The organism is Marinobacter sp. (assembly GCF_041595835.1).
Classification (GTDB): domain Bacteria; phylum Pseudomonadota; class Gammaproteobacteria; order Pseudomonadales; family Oleiphilaceae; genus Marinobacter.
Genome location: NZ_JBFHJO010000007.1, coordinates 25815 through 48927, shown reverse-complemented (window position 1 = coordinate 48927; position 23113 = coordinate 25815). Strand labels below are relative to the sequence as shown.

Annotated in this window: 22 protein-coding genes; 17 read left to right on the top strand and 5 right to left on the bottom strand. The window is 52.9% G+C overall.

Annotated elements, in window-relative coordinates; all coding sequences use genetic code 11:
• Nucleotides 1-2: 2 nt before the first annotated feature.
• The 4 genes from recJ (at nucleotide 3) to ung (ending at nucleotide 5224) form a co-directional block, all read left to right on the top strand.
• The gene (gene recJ, locus ABYA77_RS04665; protein ID WP_372964783.1) at nucleotides 3-1736 is read left to right on the top strand and encodes a single-stranded-DNA-specific exonuclease RecJ; all 1734 of its coding nucleotides are present in this window, start codon (nucleotides 3-5) and stop codon (nucleotides 1734-1736) included.
• 73 nt (nucleotides 1737-1809) lie between these two features.
• Nucleotides 1810-2905, top strand: a protein-coding gene (prfB, locus tag ABYA77_RS04660; protein ID WP_372964782.1) for a peptide chain release factor 2 whose coding sequence is annotated in 2 segments (ribosomal slippage) — nucleotides 1810-1881 and nucleotides 1883-2905 — 1095 coding nt in all. Because the reading frame shifts where the segments join, the coding sequence is not laid out codon by codon here.
• Nucleotides 2906-2956: 51 nt separating this feature from the next.
• Nucleotides 2957-4489, top strand: coding sequence for a lysine--tRNA ligase (lysS, locus tag ABYA77_RS04655; protein ID WP_372964781.1), 1533 nt, complete (start codon nucleotides 2957-2959; stop codon nucleotides 4487-4489).
• Nucleotides 4490-4492: 3 nt separating this feature from the next.
• Nucleotides 4493-5224 (top strand): uracil-DNA glycosylase, encoded by a 732-nt coding sequence (gene ung, locus ABYA77_RS04650; RefSeq protein WP_372964780.1) that lies wholly within the window; start codon nucleotides 4493-4495, stop codon nucleotides 5222-5224.
• A 49-nt stretch (nucleotides 5225-5273) separates the two neighbouring features.
• Here ung and ABYA77_RS04645 read toward each other — a convergent pair whose 3' ends face one another.
• From ABYA77_RS04645 to nadB, 5 genes are all read right to left on the bottom strand, one after another.
• Entirely contained in the window at nucleotides 5274-6107 is an 834-nt protein-coding gene (locus ABYA77_RS04645) for an HDOD domain-containing protein (protein WP_372964779.1), read from the bottom strand.
• 101 nt (nucleotides 6108-6208) lie between these two features.
• Entirely contained in the window at nucleotides 6209-7192 is a 984-nt protein-coding gene (locus ABYA77_RS04640; RefSeq protein WP_372964778.1) for a folate-binding protein YgfZ, read from the bottom strand.
• Between the two features lie 13 nt (nucleotides 7193-7205).
• Nucleotides 7206-7682 carry a hypothetical protein gene (locus ABYA77_RS04635; RefSeq protein WP_372964777.1) on the bottom strand — a complete coding sequence of 159 codons (477 nt, stop codon included), beginning with the start codon at nucleotides 7680-7682 and terminating at the stop codon, nucleotides 7206-7208.
• Entirely contained in the window at nucleotides 7666-7938 is a 273-nt protein-coding gene (locus ABYA77_RS04630) for a succinate dehydrogenase assembly factor 2 (RefSeq protein ID WP_372964776.1), read from the bottom strand. Before ABYA77_RS04630 ends, ABYA77_RS04635 begins: the two co-directional genes overlap by 17 nt.
• A 39-nt stretch (nucleotides 7939-7977) precedes the next feature.
• Nucleotides 7978-9585: an L-aspartate oxidase gene (gene nadB, locus ABYA77_RS04625; protein WP_372964775.1), complete on the bottom strand. Its 1608-nt coding sequence runs from the start codon at nucleotides 9583-9585 to the stop codon at nucleotides 7978-7980.
• A 207-nt stretch (nucleotides 9586-9792) separates the two neighbouring features.
• Here nadB and rpoE point away from each other — a divergent pair, with 207 nt between their 5' ends.
• The 13 genes from rpoE to pdxJ all read left to right on the top strand — a co-directional run bounded on the left by rpoE (nucleotide 9793) and on the right by pdxJ (nucleotide 23111).
• Nucleotides 9793-10410, top strand: a complete 618-nt coding sequence (rpoE, locus tag ABYA77_RS04620) for an RNA polymerase sigma factor RpoE (RefSeq protein ID WP_372964819.1) — start codon at nucleotides 9793-9795, stop codon at nucleotides 10408-10410.
• A 15-nt stretch (nucleotides 10411-10425) separates the two neighbouring features.
• Complete coding sequence (locus ABYA77_RS04615; RefSeq protein ID WP_372964774.1) at nucleotides 10426-10989, top strand: sigma-E factor negative regulatory protein; 564 nt, start codon at nucleotides 10426-10428, stop codon at nucleotides 10987-10989.
• A gap of 17 nt (nucleotides 10990-11006) precedes the next feature.
• Nucleotides 11007-12056 (top strand): MucB/RseB C-terminal domain-containing protein, encoded by a 1050-nt coding sequence (locus ABYA77_RS04610; RefSeq protein ID WP_372964773.1) that lies wholly within the window; start codon nucleotides 11007-11009, stop codon nucleotides 12054-12056.
• Nucleotides 12046-12495, top strand: a complete 450-nt coding sequence (locus ABYA77_RS04605) for a SoxR reducing system RseC family protein (RefSeq protein WP_372964772.1) — start codon at nucleotides 12046-12048, stop codon at nucleotides 12493-12495. Before ABYA77_RS04610 ends, ABYA77_RS04605 begins: the two co-directional genes overlap by 11 nt.
• An 84-nt stretch (nucleotides 12496-12579) precedes the next feature.
• Entirely contained in the window at nucleotides 12580-14058 is a 1479-nt protein-coding gene (locus ABYA77_RS04600) for a DegQ family serine endoprotease (RefSeq protein WP_372964771.1), read from the top strand.
• A 127-nt stretch (nucleotides 14059-14185) separates the two neighbouring features.
• A complete protein-coding gene (locus ABYA77_RS04595) occupies nucleotides 14186-16912 on the top strand; it encodes an EAL domain-containing protein (protein ID WP_372964770.1) in 2727 nt (908 codons plus the stop codon).
• Between the two features lie 103 nt (nucleotides 16913-17015).
• Nucleotides 17016-18818 (top strand): translation elongation factor 4, encoded by a 1803-nt coding sequence (lepA, locus tag ABYA77_RS04590; RefSeq protein WP_372964769.1) that lies wholly within the window; start codon nucleotides 17016-17018, stop codon nucleotides 18816-18818.
• A 15-nt stretch (nucleotides 18819-18833) separates the two neighbouring features.
• Nucleotides 18834-19616, top strand: a complete 783-nt coding sequence (lepB, locus tag ABYA77_RS04585) for a signal peptidase I (RefSeq protein ID WP_372964768.1) — start codon at nucleotides 18834-18836, stop codon at nucleotides 19614-19616.
• Between the two features lie 26 nt (nucleotides 19617-19642).
• Nucleotides 19643-20029 carry a DUF4845 domain-containing protein gene (locus tag ABYA77_RS04580; protein ID WP_372964767.1) on the top strand — a complete coding sequence of 129 codons (387 nt, stop codon included), beginning with the start codon at nucleotides 19643-19645 and terminating at the stop codon, nucleotides 20027-20029.
• A complete protein-coding gene (rnc, locus tag ABYA77_RS04575; RefSeq protein ID WP_372964766.1) occupies nucleotides 20026-20715 on the top strand; it encodes a ribonuclease III in 690 nt (229 codons plus the stop codon). Before ABYA77_RS04580 ends, rnc begins: the two co-directional genes overlap by 4 nt.
• Nucleotides 20715-21632 (top strand): GTPase Era, encoded by a 918-nt coding sequence (gene era, locus ABYA77_RS04570; protein ID WP_372964765.1) that lies wholly within the window; start codon nucleotides 20715-20717, stop codon nucleotides 21630-21632. The genes rnc and era overlap by 1 nt, the downstream gene beginning before the upstream one ends.
• 7 nt (nucleotides 21633-21639) lie before the next feature.
• Nucleotides 21640-22380 carry a DNA repair protein RecO gene (recO, locus tag ABYA77_RS04565; protein ID WP_372964764.1) on the top strand — a complete coding sequence of 247 codons (741 nt, stop codon included), beginning with the start codon at nucleotides 21640-21642 and terminating at the stop codon, nucleotides 22378-22380.
• Nucleotides 22377-23111, top strand: a complete 735-nt coding sequence (pdxJ, locus tag ABYA77_RS04560) for a pyridoxine 5'-phosphate synthase (RefSeq protein WP_372964763.1) — start codon at nucleotides 22377-22379, stop codon at nucleotides 23109-23111. Before recO ends, pdxJ begins: the two co-directional genes overlap by 4 nt.
• Nucleotides 23112-23113: the final 2 nt, after the last annotated feature.

Here is a 23113-nt window from a genome sequence, read left to right as displayed (position 1 = left end):
GCATGACTCCTAAAAAAATCCTGCGTCGCCCCCAGCCAGCTGATTCGCCGGGCTGGGGGCAAAGCCTGCCTCCTATCCTTCGCCGGCTTTATGCGGCCCGAGGGGTGTGCTCCGATGATCAGCTTCAATACACCCTGAAACACCTGGCATCCCCTATGCTTTTAAGGGGTATCGACCGGGCTGTTGAATTATTGGCTGATGCCGTGGTTCAGAAGCAGCGGGTGATGATACTGGGTGACTTCGATGCAGACGGTGCCACCAGTACCGCAGTGGCGATGCTGGGGCTGTCTATGCTGGGCGTGCCCTCGGTGGATTTTCGTGTGCCCAGCCGATTCTCCGATGGCTATGGCTTGACGCCAGGCATCATCCACCGCCTGCAAGACGAGGGAGATCTGCCTGACCTGCTGGTAACGGTGGATAACGGCATATCGGCTATTGAAGGTGTGCGTGCGGCCCGGGATCTGGGAATTAAAGTGGTTGTCACCGATCATCACCTGGCCGGCGATGTGTTGCCGGATGCCGATGCCATCGTGAACCCTAATCAGCCTGAATGCCCCTTCCTGAGTAAAAACGCTGCAGGTGTGGGGGTGATGTTTTATGTGCTGACAGCATTGAGAAAACATCTGCGTGACAATAAGTTGTTGCCGGATCCCGAGCCCAACCTCGGGAACCTGCTGGATTTGGTTGCCTTGGGCACTGTGGCTGATGTCGTGCCGCTGGATCATAACAACCGGATTTTTGTCGAGCAGGGTATTCGTCGCATCCGAAAGGGGGAGGCACGCCCCGGAATACTGGCACTGCTGCAAGTGGCAGGCCGCGACTATACTCAGATAAGCTCCACTGACCTTGGGTTCGTGGTGGGTCCCCGCCTGAATGCCGCAGGGCGTTTGGATGACATGAGTATCGGCATTGCCTGTTTGCTGGCTGATAATCCTGATGAAGCTCTGCGTTTGGCGCGGGAACTGGATAACTTCAATCGTGAACGTCGCACCATTGAAAAAGATATGAAGCAACAAGCGCAGGAATTGCTGGCTTCGATGTCTCTCGATATAGAGGGGTTGCCCTGGGGATTGGCTCTGTTTGATCCTGATTGGCACCAGGGGGTGATTGGTATTCTTGCTGCGCGGATCCGGGAGCAGACCCATCGTCCGACCATTGCGTTTGCGCCGGACGATGATGGCGAGCACCTCAAAGGCTCTGCCCGCTCCATTCCAGGCCTGCATATCCGTGATGCGTTAGCCGTCGTAGACGCACAGTCGCCGGGCTTGATGAAAAAATACGGCGGCCATGCCATGGCTGCGGGTATGACGATTGCCCGTAAAGACCTGGACGCTTTTAGTGATGCTTTCGATCAGGCGGTCAGAGAAACCTTGAAGCCTGAGGATCTGGAAGCTGCGATTGTGACGGATGGCCCTTTAGCGCCGGAAGAACTGAATCTTGATACCGCGTATATGCTGAAGCGTGGCGGGCCTTGGGGGCAGCATTTCCCTGAACCATTGTTCGATGGCGAGTTCAATGTAGTGAGTCAGCGGATTGTTGGTGAAAATCACCTGAAGTTGGTGCTGCAACCGGTCGGTGGTAGTGGCATTGTGGATGGCATCGCCTTTAATACTGGCCCGGAAGTGCCAGACTATACGCGTACTGGGGCCAGAGTGGTTTATAAGCCAGACTCCAATACTTTCCGGGGGCGGACGAATCTGCAATTGCTGGTGGATTATCTGGAGCCTCTGAGCTGATTTAACCCGCGAATTCCGGTAGAATCCGCCCTCTGTTTTTATCGCATCATTTTCCAAAGCGAGAAGAGGTTTCATGGAAATTAATCCCATAGTGACGAAGATCAAAGAGCTTCGCGAGCGCACCGAAGCGCTGAGGGGGTATCTTTGACTACGATCAGCGAAGCGAACGTCTGGTCGAAGTAGAGCGAGAACTGGAACTTCCCACCGTATGGGATGATCCCGAGCGCGCCCAGGCGCTGGGTAAAGAGCGTTCTGATCTTGAATTGATCGTCAAAACTATTGATAACCTCACCAATGGCCTGGCAGATGCAGAAAGTCTGCTCGACATGGCTGTTGAAGAAGATGACGAAGGTACAGTCCAGGAAATAGAAGCTGACCTGGAAAATCTCGATAAAGAGCTCGAGAAACTCGAATTTCGTCGTATGTTCTCCGGTGAAATGGACGCGAATAATGCGTACCTGGACATCCAGGCCGGTTCCGGAGGAACCGAAGCTCAGGATTGGGCCAATATGTTGCTGCGCATGTACTTGCGTTGGGCCGAGCGCCGCGGTTTCAAAGCTGAGATTGTTGAGCTGCAGGAAGGCGAGGTTGCCGGAATCAAGAGTGCAACCATCCATATTCAGGGTGATTATGCATATGGCTGGCTGCGTACCGAAACCGGGGTTCATCGTCTGGTTCGCAAATCGCCGTTTGACTCTGGTAATCGCCGTCATACGTCTTTCTCATCCGTGTTTATTTCTCCGGAAGTAGATGACAGCTTTGAAATCGAGATTAATCCGGCTGACCTGCGGGTAGATGTTTATCGGGCCTCTGGTGCGGGTGGTCAGCACGTAAACCGTACCGAGTCAGCTGTGCGATTGACCCACAATCCCACCGGTATAGTGGTGGCTTGCCAGGCTGGTCGAAGCCAGCATCAGAACAAAGATCAGGCTATGAAACAGCTGAAAGCAAAGCTGTTTGAGCGCGAGATGCAACTGCGTAATGCTGAGAAGCAAAAGCAGGAAGACTCGAAATCCGATATTGGCTGGGGTAGTCAGATCCGTTCCTATGTGCTGGACGATAGCCGTATTAAAGATCTGCGCACCAAGGTAGAAACCAGTAACACCCAGTCGGTTCTTGATGGCGATATCGACAAGTTTATCGAGGCCAGCCTGAAGATGGCGCTGTAAACGGCGCCAATCAAGCTGAACCGGACACCCCCGACTTCTTAGTGAGCTAAAATGACTGAACATACCCAGAACGCTGCACAGCCCGAGGACAACAAGCTGATTGCCGAGCGCCGAGCTAAATTGGCGAATCTGCGCGAGCAAGGTAATCCGTTCCCGAATGACTTCCGCCGTGATGCTACCGCTGCTGAATTGCAGGAAAAATACGGTGATAAATCCAAGGAAGAGCTTGAGGCTATGGGCATTCAGGTGGCCATAGCCGGCCGTATGATGCTTGATCGCAAAGCGTTTAAAGTGGTTCAGGACATGACTGGCCGTATCCAGATCTATGCGTCCAAGGACGTGCAGAAAGAGACTAAACACTGGGACCTGGGCGATATCGTGGGTGTGCGTGGTGTTCTATGCAAGTCTGGCAAAGGTGACTTGTATGTTTCTATGGACGAATACACGCTGCTGACGAAGTCACTTCGCCCGCTACCTGAAAAGCATAAAGGCTTGACGGATACCGAAGCTCGCTACCGCCATCGCTATGTTGATCTGATGATGAACGAAGATAGCCGTCGTGTATTCCATGCCCGGTCCAAAATTATCAGTGTGATGCGTCAGTACTTCACTGAACGTGATTTCATGGAGGTGGAAACCCCCATGCTGCAGGTGATTCCAGGTGGAGCCACTGCTCGCCCGTTTGTGACTCATCACAACGCTCTGGGTATTGATATGTATCTTCGGATAGCCCCGGAATTATTCCTCAAGCGTTTGGTTGTGGGTGGTTTTGAACGGGTGTTCGAGATTAACCGTAATTTCCGTAATGAAGGTTTATCGACTCGGCATAACCCGGAATTTACCATGGTCGAGTTCTATCAGGCTTACGCTGATTACAATGATCTGATGGATCTGACAGAAGACATGCTGCGTACTATCGCAGAGAAAGTGCTGGGTACAACGACTGTGACGAACACTCGTGTGCTTAACGATGGCACAGAAGAAGTTATTGAATACGATTTTGGCAAGCCGTTCGATCGCCTGACTGTGGTTGATGCCATTCTGCGCTATAACCCGGATATGACTCGCGAACAGCTAGCCGATGAAGCGCAGGCTCGTGAATTGGCTAAAGGCCTGGGCATTCAGGTAAAAGACATTTGGGGCTTGGGCAAGGTGCAAATCGAGATCTTCGAGGCGACTGCGGAGCATCGTTTGATGCAACCGACGTTCATTACAGAATATCCGAAAGAAGTGTCTCCACTGGCTCGTTGTAAAGACAGCAACCCATTCGTAACTGAGCGTTTTGAGTTCTTCGTGGGCGGGCGTGAAATTGCCAACGGCTTCTCGGAGTTGAACGATGCAGAAGATCAGGCCGAGCGTTTCCAGGCACAAGTGGCAGAGAAAGATGCCGGTGATGATGAAGCGATGTTCTATGACGAAGATTACGTGATGGCACTGGAATACGGGCTTCCACCGACTGCCGGTGAAGGCATCGGTATCGACCGTCTGGCTATGTTGCTGACCGATTCTCCGTCTATCCGTGATGTGATTCTGTTTCCCGCTATGCGTCCTGAGCACAAAACTGAGCAGAAGTCCGGAGAGTAACGCATGCATCCAGTCGAGGCGCTGGCTCAGCAGCTGAAGCCCGGGCAAGGCTGGGATGAGTGGCTGTCGGAAGAATTCCGGCAGCCATATATGCAGCATCTGGCAGCATTTCTGGCCGCTGAGGAACAGGCAGGTAAAGTACTCTTCCCTGCACAGAAATATTGTTTTAATGCCCTGAACAGCACTCCGTTGGATAAGGTCAAGGTCGTGATTCTTGGTCAGGATCCCTACCATGGTCCTGGCCAGGCGCACGGTTTGTCTTTTTCCGTTCGCCCCGGTGTGCGTATACCGCCTTCATTGGTTAATATCTTCAAAGAAATCCATCAGGACCTGGGTATTGCACCGCCAGATCACGGCTGTCTTCAGCCATGGGCAGAGCAGGGTGTTTTGCTATTAAATGCAGTGCTGACGGTAGAGCAAGGTAATGCCGGAGTCCACCAGGGCAAGGGGTGGGAGGCTTTTACTGATCGGGTGATTGAAGTCATCAATCAGCACCGCGAGGGTGTGGTTTTTCTTCTTTGGGGTAGTTACGCCAGGAAGAAGGGGCGCATTATCGATCGAGGGCGTCACCTGGTTCTCGAAGGGCCTCATCCATCACCACTCAGCGCCTATCGTGGTTTTTTCGGTTGCAAGCATTTCTCCTTAGCCAACGACTGGCTCATCGGGAAAGGGCAGAGTCCGGTGGACTGGGCTCTGCCTTCTCAAGCGGAATTGCTGGCTCGCTACCGCAAATAATAATCAGGCCTGAAAAAGTCTTAAATCTGTTGGTCAAGTTGCCAGAGTTTTATTTGAGCAACGCCATTGCAGCTTCCATTTGGGCGTTGAGGTCCTCTTCCTCCTCCATGTTCATTTCTGGATCGAGTCCTAGCCGTGCAAATGCCGAGATGGTAGAAAAATCCATCTCGTTCCATGGATTGTCAGTGCCGGCGACCAGTTGCAGGTTAGCAATCATGACCAGGTCTGCGTGGTCAGCTGCAGGTACTTCTCGCTGGAAGTTTGCATAGTCCATGGGTACGTTTTGCAGAGCTTCCGGGAATTGCCACTTTTTCAGAATCATACTGCCAATGCGAGGATGTAGCTCATCTATTACGGCATCGAGCATAAGGCTACTGACTTCGAGCTCCTGGTCTTCGACGTAGCGTAGAATAGGTAAGACGCCAATCAGGTGCACCAGGCCTGCCAGGGTAGCTTGATCGGGGCGAAGCTTGGTGTAGTGCTGGGCAAGGACGTGACAGATCCCGGCGACATCCGTGCTGGTTTGCCAGGTGGCTCGAAGACGTTTGTCGACCATTTCTGAAGTGGCCTGGAACATCTGCTCCATAGCCAGGCCCATAGCGAGATTGCTGGTATAAGCCATGCCCAACCGGCTAACGGCCATGTTCAGGTTTTCAATAGCGCGACTGCCGCGGAACAGGGGGCTGTTGCACACGCGAATAATGCGCGCGGAAAGCGCGGTGTCGTTACTGATGGCATTTACCAGATCCGCAATGGCCGAATCCTCAGATTCAGCAATCTCCCGTACTTGAAGGGCCACCTCCGGTAGTGTTGGCAGTACCAGTTTGTCGTTTTCGATGGCGCTGGTCAGATCAGCTTTGATGGTTTCAATAATATTGGCCATGGTCAGTAACGTTCCGCTTGTCTGGTTGCCCTTGTGCAGGGCTCTGTTTTGACAGGTGTAAAGCTTATGTATAGCAAAAATAATCAGTTTTGCCTGTGATCTTATGTATCTGCCTGCGTTCTTTTGTCCTGCTCAGGTACTGGATAGGGCAGTGGCTCAAGGTGAAGTTTGGCCAGTTCCTGACCTTCGAGTGACAGCAAGTCGGGATCGGCGTCATGGCGGATGACTGCAAGCAGCTCGCCTTGCTGATTGCCCGTCATAATCGCGTTAACCACCTCACCTGCGCTTTTGCCATTCATTAGCAGCCTGGTACCTTCTTCAGGTGCCTGGTTGGTGTTTTTGAACGAGAGTCGATACAAACTTTTTTTCAGTTGCCCTAGGAAGTGCATCCTGGCAATCACTTCTTGTCCGGTATAACAGCCTTTTTTGAAGTGGACGCCCTGTAAGTGCTGGAGGTTCAGCATTTGTGGCACATAGGCTTCGATGGTTGCCTGCGTCAGCCACGGCACACCGGCAGCGATGCTCGACTCGCGCCAGTGATCCAGCGTGATTTCGGACACGTCTGGCGGGCAGGCATGCTCTTCGTTTGGCTGCCACCATTCATAGCGCGGTGTCTGATTATACGTGTTTTCAATGCGAATCAGATGGCTGTCGCCGATTTGCAGGACCTGGCCTGGCGATTTGAGCGTTCGGGCACCGTTTCCGGCAACCGCTGTTGCGGCAGACTCACCAATCAGGCCAATAATCCGGGCCGTGGGTAGAGCGTCCATGGTCGTGCCACGGAAGAGCATCAGGTATTTTCTGAGATGGCTTAACGTGTTGTCGATCAAGCTGTTTTCAAGGTCCATCAGTAGATCGTTGCCATCCCGCACCAGGCGGGTAAGGCAGTAAGTGCGACCTTTGGGGGTGCAGGCCGCAGCCCGAAGTGACTGACCTTCAGTCACTTCATCAACGTGCTGGGTGAACTGGCCTTGCACGAATTTGTCTGCTCCCGGGCCGCTGACGCGAACTATGGTTCGGTTGGCCAGTATTACAAAGCCTGCGGCCTGGACGCTGGACACTGGCAGGGAATCCTGTTTGCTCACGATGGTCTCCAGATCAGTGCGAGGGGGTTCTGCGCGGGTGTTCAGGCTGGCTGGCCCGAAGAATCATTCTCAGGCGCCTGAAGTCCGGTTCACTGGCATTGGACCTGAAAGGTCCGATGTTGCCGGTAATGAGTGTGACCATGCTACCTGATCTGCGACCTGCAGGCCTGAATTTCATAATCACTAATGCAGAACTCAGGTGGCTGGAACCGCAAATGGTGATGGGGATTTCAGTACCGTTGGCGAGCTGGCATAGAAGCCCGGTTTGGTCGCCGGTTATGGCAATCACGGAGTTCGGGTTTTGTAACAGACCGTGGTGACGGAATGATTTCCAGCCCAAGAGACCGGCCGGTATCATGAACGCCAGCATCAGGGGCGATGACTCCAGAGCAGCCGCGGCACTAAAAGAGGCCAAAGCAACCCAGGGGGCTGTAGCTAGCAACCCGGCTGAAACAGAGGGTGACAGAGTCAGTTTAATCCGGCTGGACACGGTTCAGAATCATCTCAACAATGCGCCGAAGATCCGGGTCTTCGGGTTTGCTGCGCTGCATGAACCACTCGAACATGTCGGCATCTTCGCAGCTAAGCAGCTTGCGATAGCGTTCCTTATCTTCCGGTTCGAGGTCCCGGTAGGCTTCTTCCAGAAACGGCAGTAGCAAAACATCCAGCTCTAGCATGCCGCGGCGGCTGTGCCACCATAAGCGATGGAAATCAGTGTGGTCGTTTGCTGCGTTAATGTCGGACATAGTGGGTTTTGCCTTTAGAAATTTGGTGAAGTCCCTGGTTCAGGGGGACAGGGTTCGATAGGTTGTCGGTACCAATATGGTGTCTCGAGCTTCGTCCAGAAGTTCCGGGTAATCCAGAGTGTAATGCAGGCCCCGGCTTTCTTTTCGCTGCAAGGCTGAACATATAATCAGGTCTGAGATAGTGACCAGATTCCGCAATTCGATCAGGTCGTTGGTTACGCGGTAGTTGCTGTAGAACTCGCTGATCTCGCCGGAAAGGAGGTCAACCCGGTGTTTGGCTCTGTGAAGTCTCTTGGTGGTGCGAACAATACCGACATAGTCCCACATGAAGTGGCGCAGTTCATCCCAGTTGTGGGAAATGATGACATCTTCATCGGAGTCTCGTACCTGGCTTTCATCCCACCCCGGAGCTAAGGGAACTGAGGGAATATCGGCTTCCCGGCGAGCAATGTCTTGCGCTGCAGCCCGCCCGTATACGAGGCATTCCAGTAAGGAGTTGCTCGCCATTCGGTTGGCGCCATGCAGCCCGGTGAAAGCGGCTTCGCCCACCACATAAAGCTGGTTGATGTCGGTTCTGGCCCGATCGTCACTGATGATGCCACCGCAGGTGTAGTGAGCGGCAGGCACCACTGGAATGGGGTCTTTTGTGATGTCGATGCCAAAGCTGAGGCATTTCTCATAGATAGTCGGAAAATGGTGTTTGATGAAGTCTGCGGGCTTGTGGCTGATATCGAGGTACAGGTGGTCAGCGCCCAGGCGCTTCATTTCATGGTCGATCGCCCTGGCGACAATGTCTCTGGGCGCGAGTTCGGCCCGTTCATCAAACCTGTCCATAAACCGGCTGCCATCCGGGAGCCGGAGCACACCGCCTTCACCGCGAACAGCTTCGGTGATCAGGAATGATTTGGCGTGGGGGTGATACAGGCAGGTTGGGTGGAATTGGTTGAACTCCATATTGGCCACTCTGCAGCCTGCACGCCAAGCCATGGCGATTCCGTCGCCGGAGGCACCATCCGGATTGGTGGTATAACGATACGCCTTCGAGGCACCGCCTGTTGCCACAACTGTAAAGCGGGCCCGGTACAATTCAACGTGATTGTCTTCCAGGTTGAGAATGTAGGCTCCGATACAACGGTTTCCGGGTAGTGACAGGTTGCGGTTGGTAATAAGGTCAACCGCGACCCGGCCGGATTTCAGCTCAATGTTGGGTTTTGCGGCTGCCTGGCTTGCCAGTGTTGTAGAAACGGCTTGGCCAGTGGCATCTGCGGCGTGAATGATCCGGCGGTGGCTGTGTCCGCCCTCACGGGTGAGGTGGTACTGTTCGTCGTCTTCTTTGCGGGTAAACGCCACTCCGGATTCGATCAGCCAGTCAATGCTTTCTTTACCGTGCTCGACTGTAAAGCGCACGGCATCCTCGTGGCAGAGCCCGCCGCCAGCATTCAGCGTATCCTGAATATGATTTTCGACAGAATCTGTTGCGTCGAGAACCGCTGCGATTCCGCCCTGAGCCCAGAGTGTAGCTCCGGAACTGATGTCGGCTTTACTGACCACGCAAACCCGCAGGTGCTCTGGCAGGTTCAGGGCAACGGTCAGACCGGCAGCGCCGCTGCCAATAATAAGAACATCGTATTCGTAGGATTGTGGCATTGAGTCGTTATCGCAGGCCATAATGTGGACGTGTATTGAACTAAACTTTGTGCTTGCTGTCTATTTGGCTTGATGGGTATGCCACCAGCCGGTTGCTGTCTGCAACCTGGGTTCATTTATGAACACCGGAACAGTCGAATGACACAAGCGAGCCTATTAAAAGCCACCGCGGTGGCAACCAGAACGGGACCATCCGTTGCTTCGTCCATGATTTCTGAAAATAATTCGAAACCCGGTGAGCAGACCGAAAGCCAGACGGATCTGCAATTGGTGCGCAAGGTTCGTAACGGTGACCGTGCGGCCTTCGATCTGTTGGTTGTGAAATACCAGTCCCGGGTGGCATCTATTATCAGTCGTTATGTATACGACAGCCAGGAAGTGATGGACCTGGCCCAGGAAACCTTCATTAAGGCATACCGGGCGATCGACCGCTTTCGTGGTGATAGCGCATTTTACACCTGGTTGTACCGGATTGCTGTTAACACCGCTAAAAATTATCTCGAAGCCCGTGGGCGCCGCCCCCAAGGGTCGGCCGATTCTGCGGAAGCTGAAAATTTTGACGATGGCCGCCGACTGCGTGATGTCGCTTCACCTGAAAGCCTGCTGCAGAAAGATCAGCTACAGAAAGCGTTGTCGGAGGCCATATCGGGATTGCCCGAGGAACTACGATCGGCCTTTCTGCTCAGAGAGTATGACGGCTTGAGTTATGAGGACATTGCGCGAATTCTGGAATGCCCTATTGGAACCGTCCGTTCCCGGATTTTCAGAGCCCGGGACGCAGTGGATCGCTACATCAGTCCATTGCTTAATCATTCAGTGACGTAAGTGAGGTTGCACCCTATGGATGAGCGTCTCAGAGAAACCCTTTCAGCGATGATGGACGACGAAGCGGATGAACTTTCGGTTCGCAGGCTTCTTTCGCATGGAAATCAGGATGAAATCAGGGCGCAGTGGCAGCGTTGGCAGCAGGTGCGCGATCTGATGCATGAAAGCCACTTTGCCCCATACAGTATCGATGTGGCTGGAGCCGTGCGTGAGGCTATTGATGGTCAGGCTGTTCCGGCTGATTCCAGAAGAAAGGCTCGTGCTGTCGCGACTTCATACTGGCATTGGCCGGTTGCGGCCATGGTTGCCCTGGCGTTGGTAGTAGGGTTTGGTGCTGGCGCGGGTTGGGAGTCTCAGCCGGGGGATGTGACGGATATTCTGGCGGCAGCGGGAATAGACGAAGGCGGGGCGGCTGAGCTCACATCGGCGGTGGAAGAGGTGGCTTGGCAGCGATTGGATGAAGATCAGTTGCGCCAGATGCGGCAATATTTACTGGAACACGCGCAGCATAATAGTGTCGGCGCGGGCGGCGGGTCGATGGGTTATGCTCGGATGGTTAGTGCGAACGGCGGTTATTGAACCCGGGGTGTCAGGTAATGAAGTTTCCGGTTAAAAACAGATTGGTGATGGCTCTCAGGTTTGTCTTTCTTGCCGTGTCGTTTTTTATGGGGGCTTCCGTCGCATATTCGCAAGCGCCGGAAGCTCCTGAATCAGAGCCTGTGGGGCAGGCTATGGCCTGGCTGGAGCGCTTGGGGCCAGCCCTGAATATGACGTCTTACGAAGGTGTGTTTGTATACGCCAGAGGTGATCAGGTGCATTCCATGCGCATAGCACACCGTTATCGGGATGGTCGGGTTGAAGAACGTCTGGTGATGCAGGACGGTGGCAGTGGTGAGATTGTCAGGAAAGGCATGCACGTGGTATGTGTCTTGCCGGATCACGGGCGAATCCGGTTGGACGAGGTTATTCCTTCAGGTCCGTTCGCAGAAGCATTTACCAGCCAACTTATGCCGTTTGGTCAGTGGTACCTCCCCGAGTTGATTGGTGAAGACAGGGTTGCTGGCTACGATGTGGTGACGGTGGCTTTGACCGCCAAAGATAAGCACCGGTACAGCCACCGTCTGTGGCTGGAAAAGAGCACGGGGCTGCTGGTTAAAAGCCATGTTCGGGACGTGGATGAATCCGTTTTAGAGCACTTTCAGTTTACCAGCCTTAACATTACCGACGATATCCCGGACAGTGAGTTTGATGTTCAGACTCAGGGCCGTGAAATTACTCGTCACTTGGATGCCCAGAAGGCCCGGCAGACTCCTGTAGGGCGGATGAATGGCTGGACGCTGAATTGGCAGCCAGAAGGTTTTATGCCGGCAGCGGCCCCTCGCTCAGGCAAGGGTAAAGCCGTTGCCTTCTCTGATGGTCTGGCGACGTTTTCAGTGTTTGTCGAGCCGGTTAAAAAACTGAAGATGCCAACCGGTGCCTCACGGATTGGCGCGACAACGGTTTATATGCGTGAGGTTTCCGTGGCAGATCGGGCTTTCCTTGTCGCGGTTGTTGGAGAAATTCCCCCTGGCACAGCCAGGAAAGTTGCTGATGCCGTCACGATTGACAGTGACGTGGCTCGGGGGTGGCCTGTCAGTGATCACTGAAACTGGAAAAGTGGTTGCTCTGGACAGTGGGTGGGCGTGGGTTCAGACCATACAAACCAGTGCCTGCCAGAGCTGTTCTGCGCGCTCCGGTTGTGGTCAGCGTGCGCTGGCTGCCGTGTCCGGTGGTCGGGCGAATCAGATTCTGGTTGAGAATACCGCTGGAGCCAACCTTGGTGACGAAGTGGTGATTGGTGTTGATGAACAGTCCTTGCTGACCGCTTCGCTGGCGGTTTATGGGCTGCCGTTGGTGTTGATGGTTTTGATGAGTATTGCTGGTTATCGCTGGCTTGGCGGGACGGATCTTGCTGCGATTGTGGCTGCTTTTACGGGGCTCGGAGCAGGCTTTTGGGCGGTTCGCCACTGGCAGTCACGCTCCGGAGACAGGTTTCAGCCACGTATGATTCGGGTTAACAGAATTGCGTCAATCGCGTGCCTGTGAACCCTACGATATTGTAAGTTGAAAAGCTGTTGGTCAGCCTTAGATTGTAACCACTGACCATCGGCCAATATAAGGGGGTTCAACATGCATAAAACAAACACCGTGGTTGCCCGCCTCCCAGAGACTATGCGTTCGGGAACTATAGCGGGTGCCATACTGATGCTTGCGGTGATGGTATCGGTATTCTGGAGTCAGAGCGTTGCTGCACGAGGGCTACCAGACTTTACTGAGTTGGTGGAAGAGAACTCCAGCGCCGTGGTGAATATCAGTACGACCAGCGAGCCTGTTAACCGGCGCTCTGGGCTTCACGGTCTTCCTTTCGATGAGCGTCAGCTTGAGCAGTTGCCCCCGTTTTTGCAGGAATTTTTTAGTGGGCCAAACTCGCCTTTTGGTGGTGGACCAGGTGCGCAGCAACCGACCCGGTCCATGGGGTCAGGATTCATTGTTTCAAAAGATGGTTATGTACTGACCAATAATCACGTTGTTGAGGGCGCCGATGAAGTGGTTGTTCGGTTAAATGACCGCCGTGAATTCTCTGCGACGATTGTTGGTACCGATCCCCGTTCTGATATGGCGGTTCTGAAGATTGAGAACGCTGATGATCTGCCTGTTGTCAGAGTCGGCAGTTCCAAAGAGCTTAAAGTCGGTGAATGGGTGTTCGCCATTGGTTCGCCCTTCGGGTTCGACTACACCGTTACTGCGGGTATTGTCAGCGCGCTTGGCCGGTCCTTGCCTTCTGAAAATTACGTACCGTTTATCCAGACAGACGTCGCCATTAATCCGGGTAACTCCGGTGGACCACTGTTTAATATGGACGGAGAGGTTGTCGGAATAAACTCGCAGATTTATACCCGCTCCGGTGGCTTCATGGGTGTGTCTTTTGCTATTCCTATTGATGATGCTATGAGTGTGTTCCGCCAGCTTCGTGACAAAGGTACTGTGGCGCGCGGATGGTTAGGGGTATTGATTCAGGAGGTTAATCGCGATCTGGCTGAGACTTTCGGTCTCAAGCGGCCCCGGGGGGCCTTGATTGCAGAAGTGATGCCAGGTTCGCCAGCCTTGGCTGGTGGGCTGCAGGCCGGTGATATTGTACTGGAGTACAACGGTGAAGAGGTGGAGCTATCCTCTGACCTGCCACCTAAGGTTGGCAGAACTCTGGCAGGTGAATCTGCCCGGTTAACCGTTCTGCGTGAAGGTAAGGAAATTGAGCTCGATGTTGAAATCGGTGAGCTGCCGGAGGACGGTCAAATCAGTCAGTCGCCGGCTAATAATAGCCGTGGCAGCAGTGCCTCCAAGGCGCTTGGGCTGACGGTTGAACCGCTGACACCGGAAGGTGCCCGGTCGGCAGGTGTTGAGAGCGGCGTGCTTGTGACGAATGTTGAGCGTGGTCCGGCCTTTGAAGCGGGAGTTCGTAGCCGGGACATTATCACTGAAATTAATCGCCAGCGAGTTGGTTCCTTGAAGGAATTCCGGCAGGTTGTTAAAAACTTGCCAGAAGGTAGGGCTGTTTCGGTTCGCGTTGTCCGCCAGGGCCGTGCCATCTACCTGGTGATGAGACCATGATTTAAGCGCTTGTAAAATCGGAGTGTGCTCAAGCTCTCGGTGCGTGTCACGACATGCCCGGGAGCTTTTGTTATACTCGTCTGAACTTATAATATAACAGCCATAGGTCATGGAGCGGACCCGTGTCATGATGTCAAACAAGGAATTGCCTCTCCGTCAGTTACTTAAATTGCGTAACTCCTGGCTGGCCTGGCTTGTCTTTCTGGTGTCCATTGGTGTAACTCTTCTGTTATGGCAGGTCTCTATCCGTTTAGTGGAAGACCGCACAGAAGCAAAATTCCGTGCTCAGTCTCTTCAACTTAAAACCGCCATCGAAGAACGCCTGATTAATTACGAACAGGTGTTAGCGGGTAGTGCTGGCCTGTTTGCAGTTTCTGGCGAGGTCAGCCGGGACGAATGGCGAGAGTATGTTGATAAAGTCGATATTAACCGTTATTACCCCGGTATTGAGGGGATTGGTTACGTTCAACGTATCAATGTCCGTCAGATGGCAAATCATATTTCATCTGTACGGGCGGAAGGTGTTTTCAACTATCTGGTCCAGCCACTAGGTGTTGGTCCTGATTATTATCCAATGGTTTACCTTGAGCCCGGTACAGAGCGAAACCGGAGCGCCTTGGGGTATGACGCTTTTAGTGATCCGGTTCACCGCGTCGCGATGGAGCAGGCGAGAGATGGTGCAAAGCCGACCGTAACCGGGAAAGTTGTGCTGGTGCAGGAATCTGTCGATGAAGATCAGGCTGGTTTCCTGATGTACTACCCGGTTTATCAGGGGGGGGCTGTTCCGGAACTTCGTACAGAGCGGCGGATGATGCTGGCGGGTTATGTGTTCAGTGCTTTCCGGATGAACAATCTGATTGATGGGATTGTCGGGCTGATTTCCCCGTTTCTTGATGTTCGAATATATGACAGTGCGACAGAGTCTCGGAGTACCTTGATGTACGGCTCCAATTTGGGGTCACTGGATGATGATTTCAGTTTTGAGCTCAGCCAGACCGTTTCCCATGGGGGAAGGGACTGGCTTCTGCAAACCCGCTCTACTCCGGCCTTTGACTTTCTGGCCGCAGACCCCAGACCTCCGATCGTTTTGGGGTCGGGCCTTGCGATCAGTGTTCTGATTTATCTGCTGGTATTGTCATTGGTGCGCTCCCGGTTAATTGCGCAAGCCAGTGCTGGGCGCTATCGCGCAATTACTGAAGGTGCGGCTAACGTTACTCTGGTGATGGATTGCGAAGGAAAACCTTTGTACGCCAGCCCGTCCAGCCGGGATATTTTGGGTTTTGATCCGGATAAGGTTTATAGCCTGGATTTTGAAAGCTTGGTGAATGCCGGAGACTGGCCCCGGATAAAGCAAGTGTTTCAGGAGGCTGTCACCTCCCCGGGTAAACAGATGCCGGTAGTCCGTGCGCGTGTTACTGATGCAGCCGGTGTTTGTCGTGATATGGAGGGCACTTTTACCTCTATGCTGAAAGTGCCCGGTGTTAATGGCGTGGTGTTAAGTCTTCGGGATCTCACTCAGCTTAAGGCTGCGCAGTCTGAACTGCACCGGTTGGCTTTTTATGACCCTCTTACGGGGCTGGCTAATCGGCAACTGTTCCGTGATCGGCTTAATCATGTTGTCCACCGAAGTCGCCGAAGTGGTGAACCTGCAGCGTTGATGTACCTTGACCTCGATGGATTCAAGCGAATCAACGACACCCTGGGGCACGATGCGGGCGACGAGTTGCTGAGACAGGTTGCGGAGTGGCTCACCGGGTGTGTGCGTGAGGAGGATTCTGTTGCGCGGCTGGGAGGCGATGAGTTTGTTGTCCTGCTTTCCCGTGTCAGCGGGGCGGATGCTGCCGGGAAAGTGGCAGAATCTATTTTGCGCAAGCTGTGCCAGAAAATGCGCCTGAATGAACACGATGTGGGTATTACGGTCAGTATTGGTATTACCCTGATCCCGAACGACAGCGAAGATGTCGGTACGCTCATGAAGTATGCTGACCTGGCGATGTATCGGGCCAAAGAGCTGGGCCGGAATAACTACCAGTTCTTCACCCCGGCTATGAATATCAAGGCTGCTCGTCGGTTATTGCAACAGGAAGAGCTGGCGACGGCTCTTGAGGACGATCGTTTTGTACTGCATTACCAGCCCAAAATTGACCTGGTAAGCCAGAAAGTTATTGGTGTCGAGGCCTTTTTGCGTTGGCACCATCCGGAGAAGGGGCTTGTTTCTGCTCAACAGTTTATCCATTTGGCGGATGAGACCGGCTTGATTATCAGGCTTGGTGAACAGGCCCTCCGTCAGGCGTGTATTCAGGTTCAGGCCTTGGAAAGGGCTGGATTTGAGTCCTTGAAAATGGCGGTTAACTTCTCTGTTCGTCAGATCACTGACGCTGGTTTTCTTGACCTTATTCGTAGAGTGATCACCGAAACCGGTGTATCACCGGACCGGCTGGAACTGGAAATGCCCGCGGAGTTACTGAATGAAGACCCTCGTATGCTCAGAGAGTTATTGGTTTCTCTGAATGATCTGGGGGTGTGTTTAATACTGGATGATTTCGGGAAGGGGTCCTGTTCACTGGTTGCCTTGCAGCAATTACCCTTAGATGTCATCAAAATTGATCACGGCTTTATCCGTGATATCCCATACAATGTCAGCGCGACAGATGTAGCCTCTGCGGTTATAGCGCTGGCGCATAAGCTGCACCTGACCGTCGTTGCAGAAGGTGTTGAAACCATGCAGCAGTTGACCTTCCTGAAGTCCGCCGGATGTGCGCAGTGTCAGGGCAATTTATTCAGCTACCCGCTCGATGAAGATGCCCTGATCGGCTTCCTTATTCGTCAGTACGAGAAGCCGCTTATTTCCTGATCATGGCAATGGCGGCCGGTTACCGGTAAAATCACGCCGTCCCCGGATCCGGTAGCGGCCATTCCGGGCTCAAACCTATGTCTTATATGAGTAATCATTGTCTGTGACTGAACTGAGCCGAATCCGTAATTTTTCTATTATTGCCCACATCGACCACGGTAAATCCACGCTGGCGGATCGTTTTATCCAGACTTGCGGCGGCTTGACCGAGCGAGAAATGGCTGAACAGGTGCTCGACTCCATGGACCTGGAGAAAGAGCGAGGCATTACCATCAAAGCCCAGAGTGTAACGCTCAACTACACTGCCCGGGATGGTGAAACCTACAAACTGAACTTTATCGACACCCCGGGACACGTGGATTTTTCTTACGAGGTTTCGCGCTCGCTGTATGCCTGTGAAGGTGCGTTGCTGGTGGTCGACGCGGGGCAAGGTGTTGAGGCCCAGTCGGTCGCGAACTGTTATACGGCACTTGAACAGGGTCTTGAAGTTGTTCCTGTTCTTAACAAGATGGACTTGCCGCAGGCCGAGCCGGAGCGTGTGGCGGCAGAAATTGAGGATATTATTGGTATTGAGGCCCAGGATGCAGTGCGTTGCAGTGCAAAGAGTGGTCTGGGCGTTGAAGATGTTCTTGAGGACCTTATCAAAAGGATACCGCCACCCAAAGGTGACCGTAGCGCCCCCTTGCAGGCCCTGATTATTGACTCCTGGTTTGATAACTACTTGGGCGTTGTGTCGTTGGTGCGGGTCATCGAGGGCGTTTTGCGTAAGGGAGACAAGATCGTTATCAAATCCACGGGCAAGTCCTGGAATGCAGACAAAGTCGGTATTTTTAATCCAAAACCGACGGATACCAACATTCTTGAAGCCGGCGACGTAGGTTTTGTAGTGGCCGGGATCAAAGATATCCACGGTGCGCCTGTGGGTGACACTATTGTGCATCAGAAATATGCTGAAGAAACCCCCATGTTGCCGGGGTTCAAGAAGGTCAAACCGCAGGTTTATGCCGGTTTGTTCCCGGTCAGCGCTGATGACTATGACGATTTCCGGGATGCTCTTGAAAAGCTGACCTTGAATGACGCCTCGTTATTCTTCGAGCCAGAAAACTCAGACGCCCTTGGCTTCGGCTTCCGCTGTGGTTTCCTTGGCATGCTGCACATGGAGATTATTCAGGAGCGGCTGGAACGAGAATACGATATAGACCTGATTACTACTGCGCCAACAGTAATCTATGAAGTGGTTACCAAGCAGGGTGCGACGTTATCGGTAGATAATCCCTCGCGGCTTCCGGATATTGGTTCTATCGAAGAAATGCGAGAGCCGATCGTTGAGGCCAATATCCTGGTACCCCAGGAGCATTTGGGTAACGTGATTGCTCTGTGTGAGGAAAAGCGGGGTGTTCAGAAGAACATGCACTTTATGTCGTCGCAGGTGCAGCTCACCTATGAGCTGCCGATGGCGGAAGTGGTCATGGATTTCTTCGACCGGGTTAAATCCGCAAGCCGCGGGTTCGCGTCACTGGATTATCACTTTGTCCGGTTCCAGAACGCTAATCTGGTGCGTCTGGATGTACTGATCAATGCAGAGCGGGTCGATGCTCTGGCCATTATTGTTCATAAAGATCTGGCTCACCGCAAAGGTCGTCAGCTGATCGAAAAAATGAAAGAGCTGATACCTCGGCAGATGTTTGATATTGCCATTCAGGCAGCCATTGGTACGCAAGTGGTATCGCGGGTAACGGTTAAAGCGCTGCGTAAAAACGTAACGGCCAAGTGTTACGGTGGTGACGTTAGCCGGAAGAAGAAACTGCTTCAGAAGCAGAAGGAAGGTAAGAAACGTATGAAGCAGCTGGGTAATGTTGAGGTGCCTCAGGAAGCGTTTCTTGCCGTGTTGAAGGTCGATAATTAACACAAAGGCATCCGGATGGATATTGATTTTCCACTGGTACTGGTCGTTCTCACGCTTGTGACCGGTGTGGTTTGGCTTGCAGACAAATTGTTTTTGAAAAAACATCGTTTGGCCAAAGCTGGTGAGCAAGGTGCTGTGGACGATGACCAAGAACCGAAGAAACCTTGGCTGGTTGATGTCAGCCACTCATTCTTTCCGGTTCTGGCAATTGTTCTGGTCTTGCGCTCGTTTCTGGTTGAACCGTTTCAGATCCCGTCTGGGTCGATGCTGCCAACCCTGGAAGTGGGTGATTTTATCCTGGTCAGCAAGTACGCCTATGGTTTGAGGCTTCCAGTTGTCGGTACTAAGGTGCTTGAGGTTGGAGACCCTGAACGGGGTGATGTGATGGTGTTCCGCTTCCCCGAAGACGGCGTCACCAACTACATCAAGCGCGTGATCGGTTTGCCGGGTGATACCATCAGATACCGTAACAAGCAGCTTTTCATAAATGATGAGCCGGTAGCCCGGGATTTTGTTGCCCGGCTCCCCCCGATGGAGCGCTGGCGCGAAGAAATGGGTGATGTAGAGCATGATATCTACCTCACCATGGGCCGTGTTTCGGGGGCAGGTGAAGGCGAATGGAAAGTTCCGGCCGGTCATTACTTTGTGATGGGTGACAACCGGGATAACAGTAATGACAGTCGATTCTGGGGAACCGTACCGGATGAACTGGTGGTCGGAAAGGCCTTTGGTATCTGGATGCACTGGAAATCTTTTACAAGTTTGCCATCTTTTGATCGAGTAGGTGGTATTGAATGATCCCGATGATTTCGGAGCGAATAACTATGAATAATAAGTTTCCTGTAAGCCTGAAACGTCAGCAGGGCAGTGCCCTGACCATGCTGATTGTGGCTTTGTTTTTTGCTGGCCTGTTAACGTTCGTGCTCAAGGTTGGTCCTGCCTATCTTGATGATTTTACCATTCAGGAAGCTCTCGAAAATCTTGAGAATATCGAAGGCTTGTCCAAGATGGGGCCAGCTCAGGTGCGAGAAACCATCAACAAGCAATTAAGAGTGAACAGCGTACGCGGTTTTGATCCTAAAAATATCACTGTAGAGAAAGACGGTGGTTTGGTATTGGTCAATGTTGATTACGAAGTTCGCAATAACCTGTTTGGCAGTGTGGACACGATCGTTCACTTCCAACATGAGTATGAGTTCAAAGGCAAGTGAGTTCACAACCCGATCTTGATCAGCTTCAGCGCCGCCTCGGTTATCAGTTCAAAGACCCTGAGCGGTTGCTGCTGGCGCTTACCCACAGAAGTTGCGGTAATCAGAACAATGAGCGCCTGGAGTTTCTTGGCGACTCTATTGTAAATATGGTGATCGCAGAATACCTGTTCTTACATTTTGAAGCCGCCCGGGAAGGGCAGCTTAGCCGACTCAGAGCCCGGATGGTCAAGGGGGTCACCCTGGCGGAAATCGGGCGCGAGTTTCAGTTGGGCCAGTACCTGCGTTTAGGCTCTGGTGAATTGAAAAGCGGCGGGTTCCGCCGTGAGTCCATTCTGGCTGATGCGGTTGAGTCTGTTATTGGAGCTATCTACCTGGACAGCGATTTTTATACCTGTCGTGAACAGGTGTTGCGCTGGTTTAAAGAGCGATTGGCTGCTCTGGACATTCAGGATACCCAGAAAGACCCGAAAACCCGGCTTCAGGAATATCTGCAGTCCCGACAGTTTCCGTTGCCGCGGTATGAAGTGATCTCTGTGGATGGAGAAGCTCACAATCAGACTTTCCATGTGTCTTGTGCATTGCCGTCACTGGATCGAAAAACTACAGGCACTGGCAGTAGTCGCCGTATTGCGGAACAGCAAGCTGCCCGCAGTGCCCTTAAACAACTGGGCGTGGAGAATTCCTGATGAATGATGTTACCACCCCGGAAAATCCGGATAGTCGCTGTGGCTTTGTTGCTATTGTAGGCCGCCCCAATGTGGGTAAATCCACATTACTGAATCATATTCTGGGCCAGAAGCTGAGTATTACCTCTCGTAAGCCTCAGACTACCCGCCATCAGGTTCTTGGCATTAAGACAGATGGCGATGTGCAGGCCGTTTATGTCGATACCCCGGGCATGCATGAAGAAGAGCCCAGGGCGATTAACCGGTATATGAACAAAGCGGCGACGTCGGCTCTGATTGGTGTCGATGTCGTGGTGTTTGTTGTTGATCAGCTGGCCTGGACTACCGCCGACCAAATGGTTCTGGAAAAGCTTGAGCGGGTAAAGTGCCCGGTTATTCTGGCAGTGAACAAAGTCGACAAACTGGAAAAGCGTGAATTGATGTTGCCTCACCTGGAGGCCTTGGCCAAGAAGCGTGATTTCGCTGAAATCATACCTCTGTCAGCACTTAGAGATGACAATCTGAAACCTCTGCAAGAAGCCGTTGGTCGTTTTCTGCCACAGAGCGTGCACTTCTACCCGGATGATCAGATCACTGACCGAAGTGAACGCTTTATGGCCTCAGAGATGGTGCGGGAAAAGATCACCCGCCAGCTGGGTGCGGAGTTACCATATTCCGTGGCTGTTGAGATTGAAGAGTTTAAGGTTCAGGGCAAGACCTTGCATATCTCGGCTCTGATTCTGGTGGAGCGTGAAGGTCAGAAGAAGATTATTATTGGCGACAAAGGTGAACGATTGCGCCGGATTGGTCAGGAAGCCCGGGTAGACATGGAGCGCATGTTTGATACCAAAGTGATGCTTCGCCTCTGGGTGAAGGTCAAGCGTGGTTGGGCTGACAGTGACCGGGCCCTGAAAAGCCTGGGCATGAGCGACCTCTGAGGCGGCCATGAGAGAGGCGGTGCAACAAGAGCCCGCTTATGTGATTCATCGCCGTCCTTGGCGGGAGACGGCGCTGTTAATTGATGTATTCACCTTGAACCATGGACGGGTGAGTCTGGTGGCCCGAGCTGGAAATAGCACGAAAAGCCCGCTAAAAGCTCAGCTGCAGCCCTTCCAGCCCCTGTTGATCGACTGGGCCGGGAAAAGTAACCTGAAAAACCTGACTCAAGTGGAGGTGCGTTCAGCTCCTCGCTTAAACCAGAATCATGCGCTCTACAGTGGCTTATACATCAATGAGTTGCTGCAGCGTATTCTGCCTGAAGCAGACCCCTATCCAACGCTTTTTGCCAGTTATATCGAATGTCTTCAGAGGCTGGCGAATCTTGTGCCGAAAGGGGACGTGGAGCCAATACTGCGCAGGTTTGAGCGAGCCTTTGCCGCATCTCAGGGATATGATTTTGCGTGGGATGAAACCACGGACACGGGGTGTCCGGTAGTGGCGGGCGATTGCTATGGTTATGATCCTGCGCAAGGTATTGTGTCAGCTGGCTGCACCGGTGTTCGGCTGAGTCAGTTGCAGGGTGAGGCCCTATTGGCACTGTCGGCCGGAGATTTCGACACCGATATTGCTCGAAAAACGGCCAAGCGTGTTATGCGAGTGCTGGTAGACTTTCTCTTGCAAGGTAAGCCGCTACACAGTCGTAGTCTTTTCAGTCATTCTGTTTCTTCATCAGAGAGAGCCCTATGAATCCCAGAGTGTTGCTTGGTGTGAACATTGATCATGTGGCAACGTTGCGTCAGGCCCGGGGCACCCGATACCCCGACCCAGTGCAGGCAGCATTGATTGCAGAGGAAGCGGGCGCTGATGGTATAACCATTCACCCCCGGGAAGATCGTCGACACATTCAGGATCGCGATGTTCTGCTACTGAACGATGTATTGCAGACTAAGATGAATCTGGAAATGGCGGTGACGGATGCTATGCTGGCGTTTGCCGAGCAGGTCAGGCCTGCGTGTGTGTGTTTGGTCCCTGAGAAGCGGGAAGAGCTCACTACCGAAGGCGGGCTCGATGTTGATGGCCAGGAAGAGCGTGTTGCTCTGGCGTGTGAGCGACTGGCTGAAATCGGGGCTGAGGTTTCTTTATTCATTGACCCGGACCCGGTTCAGATTGACGCAGCTGTGCGTTGTGGCGCCCCAGTGATTGAACTGCATACCGGGGAGTATTCTGATGCAACAACACCGGCGCAGGCTGATGCCTCATTCAAAATTCTGGACGATGCGGTCGCCTATGCGCGAAAAAAAGGTCTGATTGTGAATGCGGGGCATGGCCTGAACTATCATAATACTGAGCGTATAGCAGCCATTCCCGGAATCAATGAACTCAATATTGGACATGCGATTATCGCACGTGCGGTGTTTACCGGGCTGAAAGATGCCGTGAAGGATATGCGCGCCATTCTGGACCGCGCGAGGTCCTGATT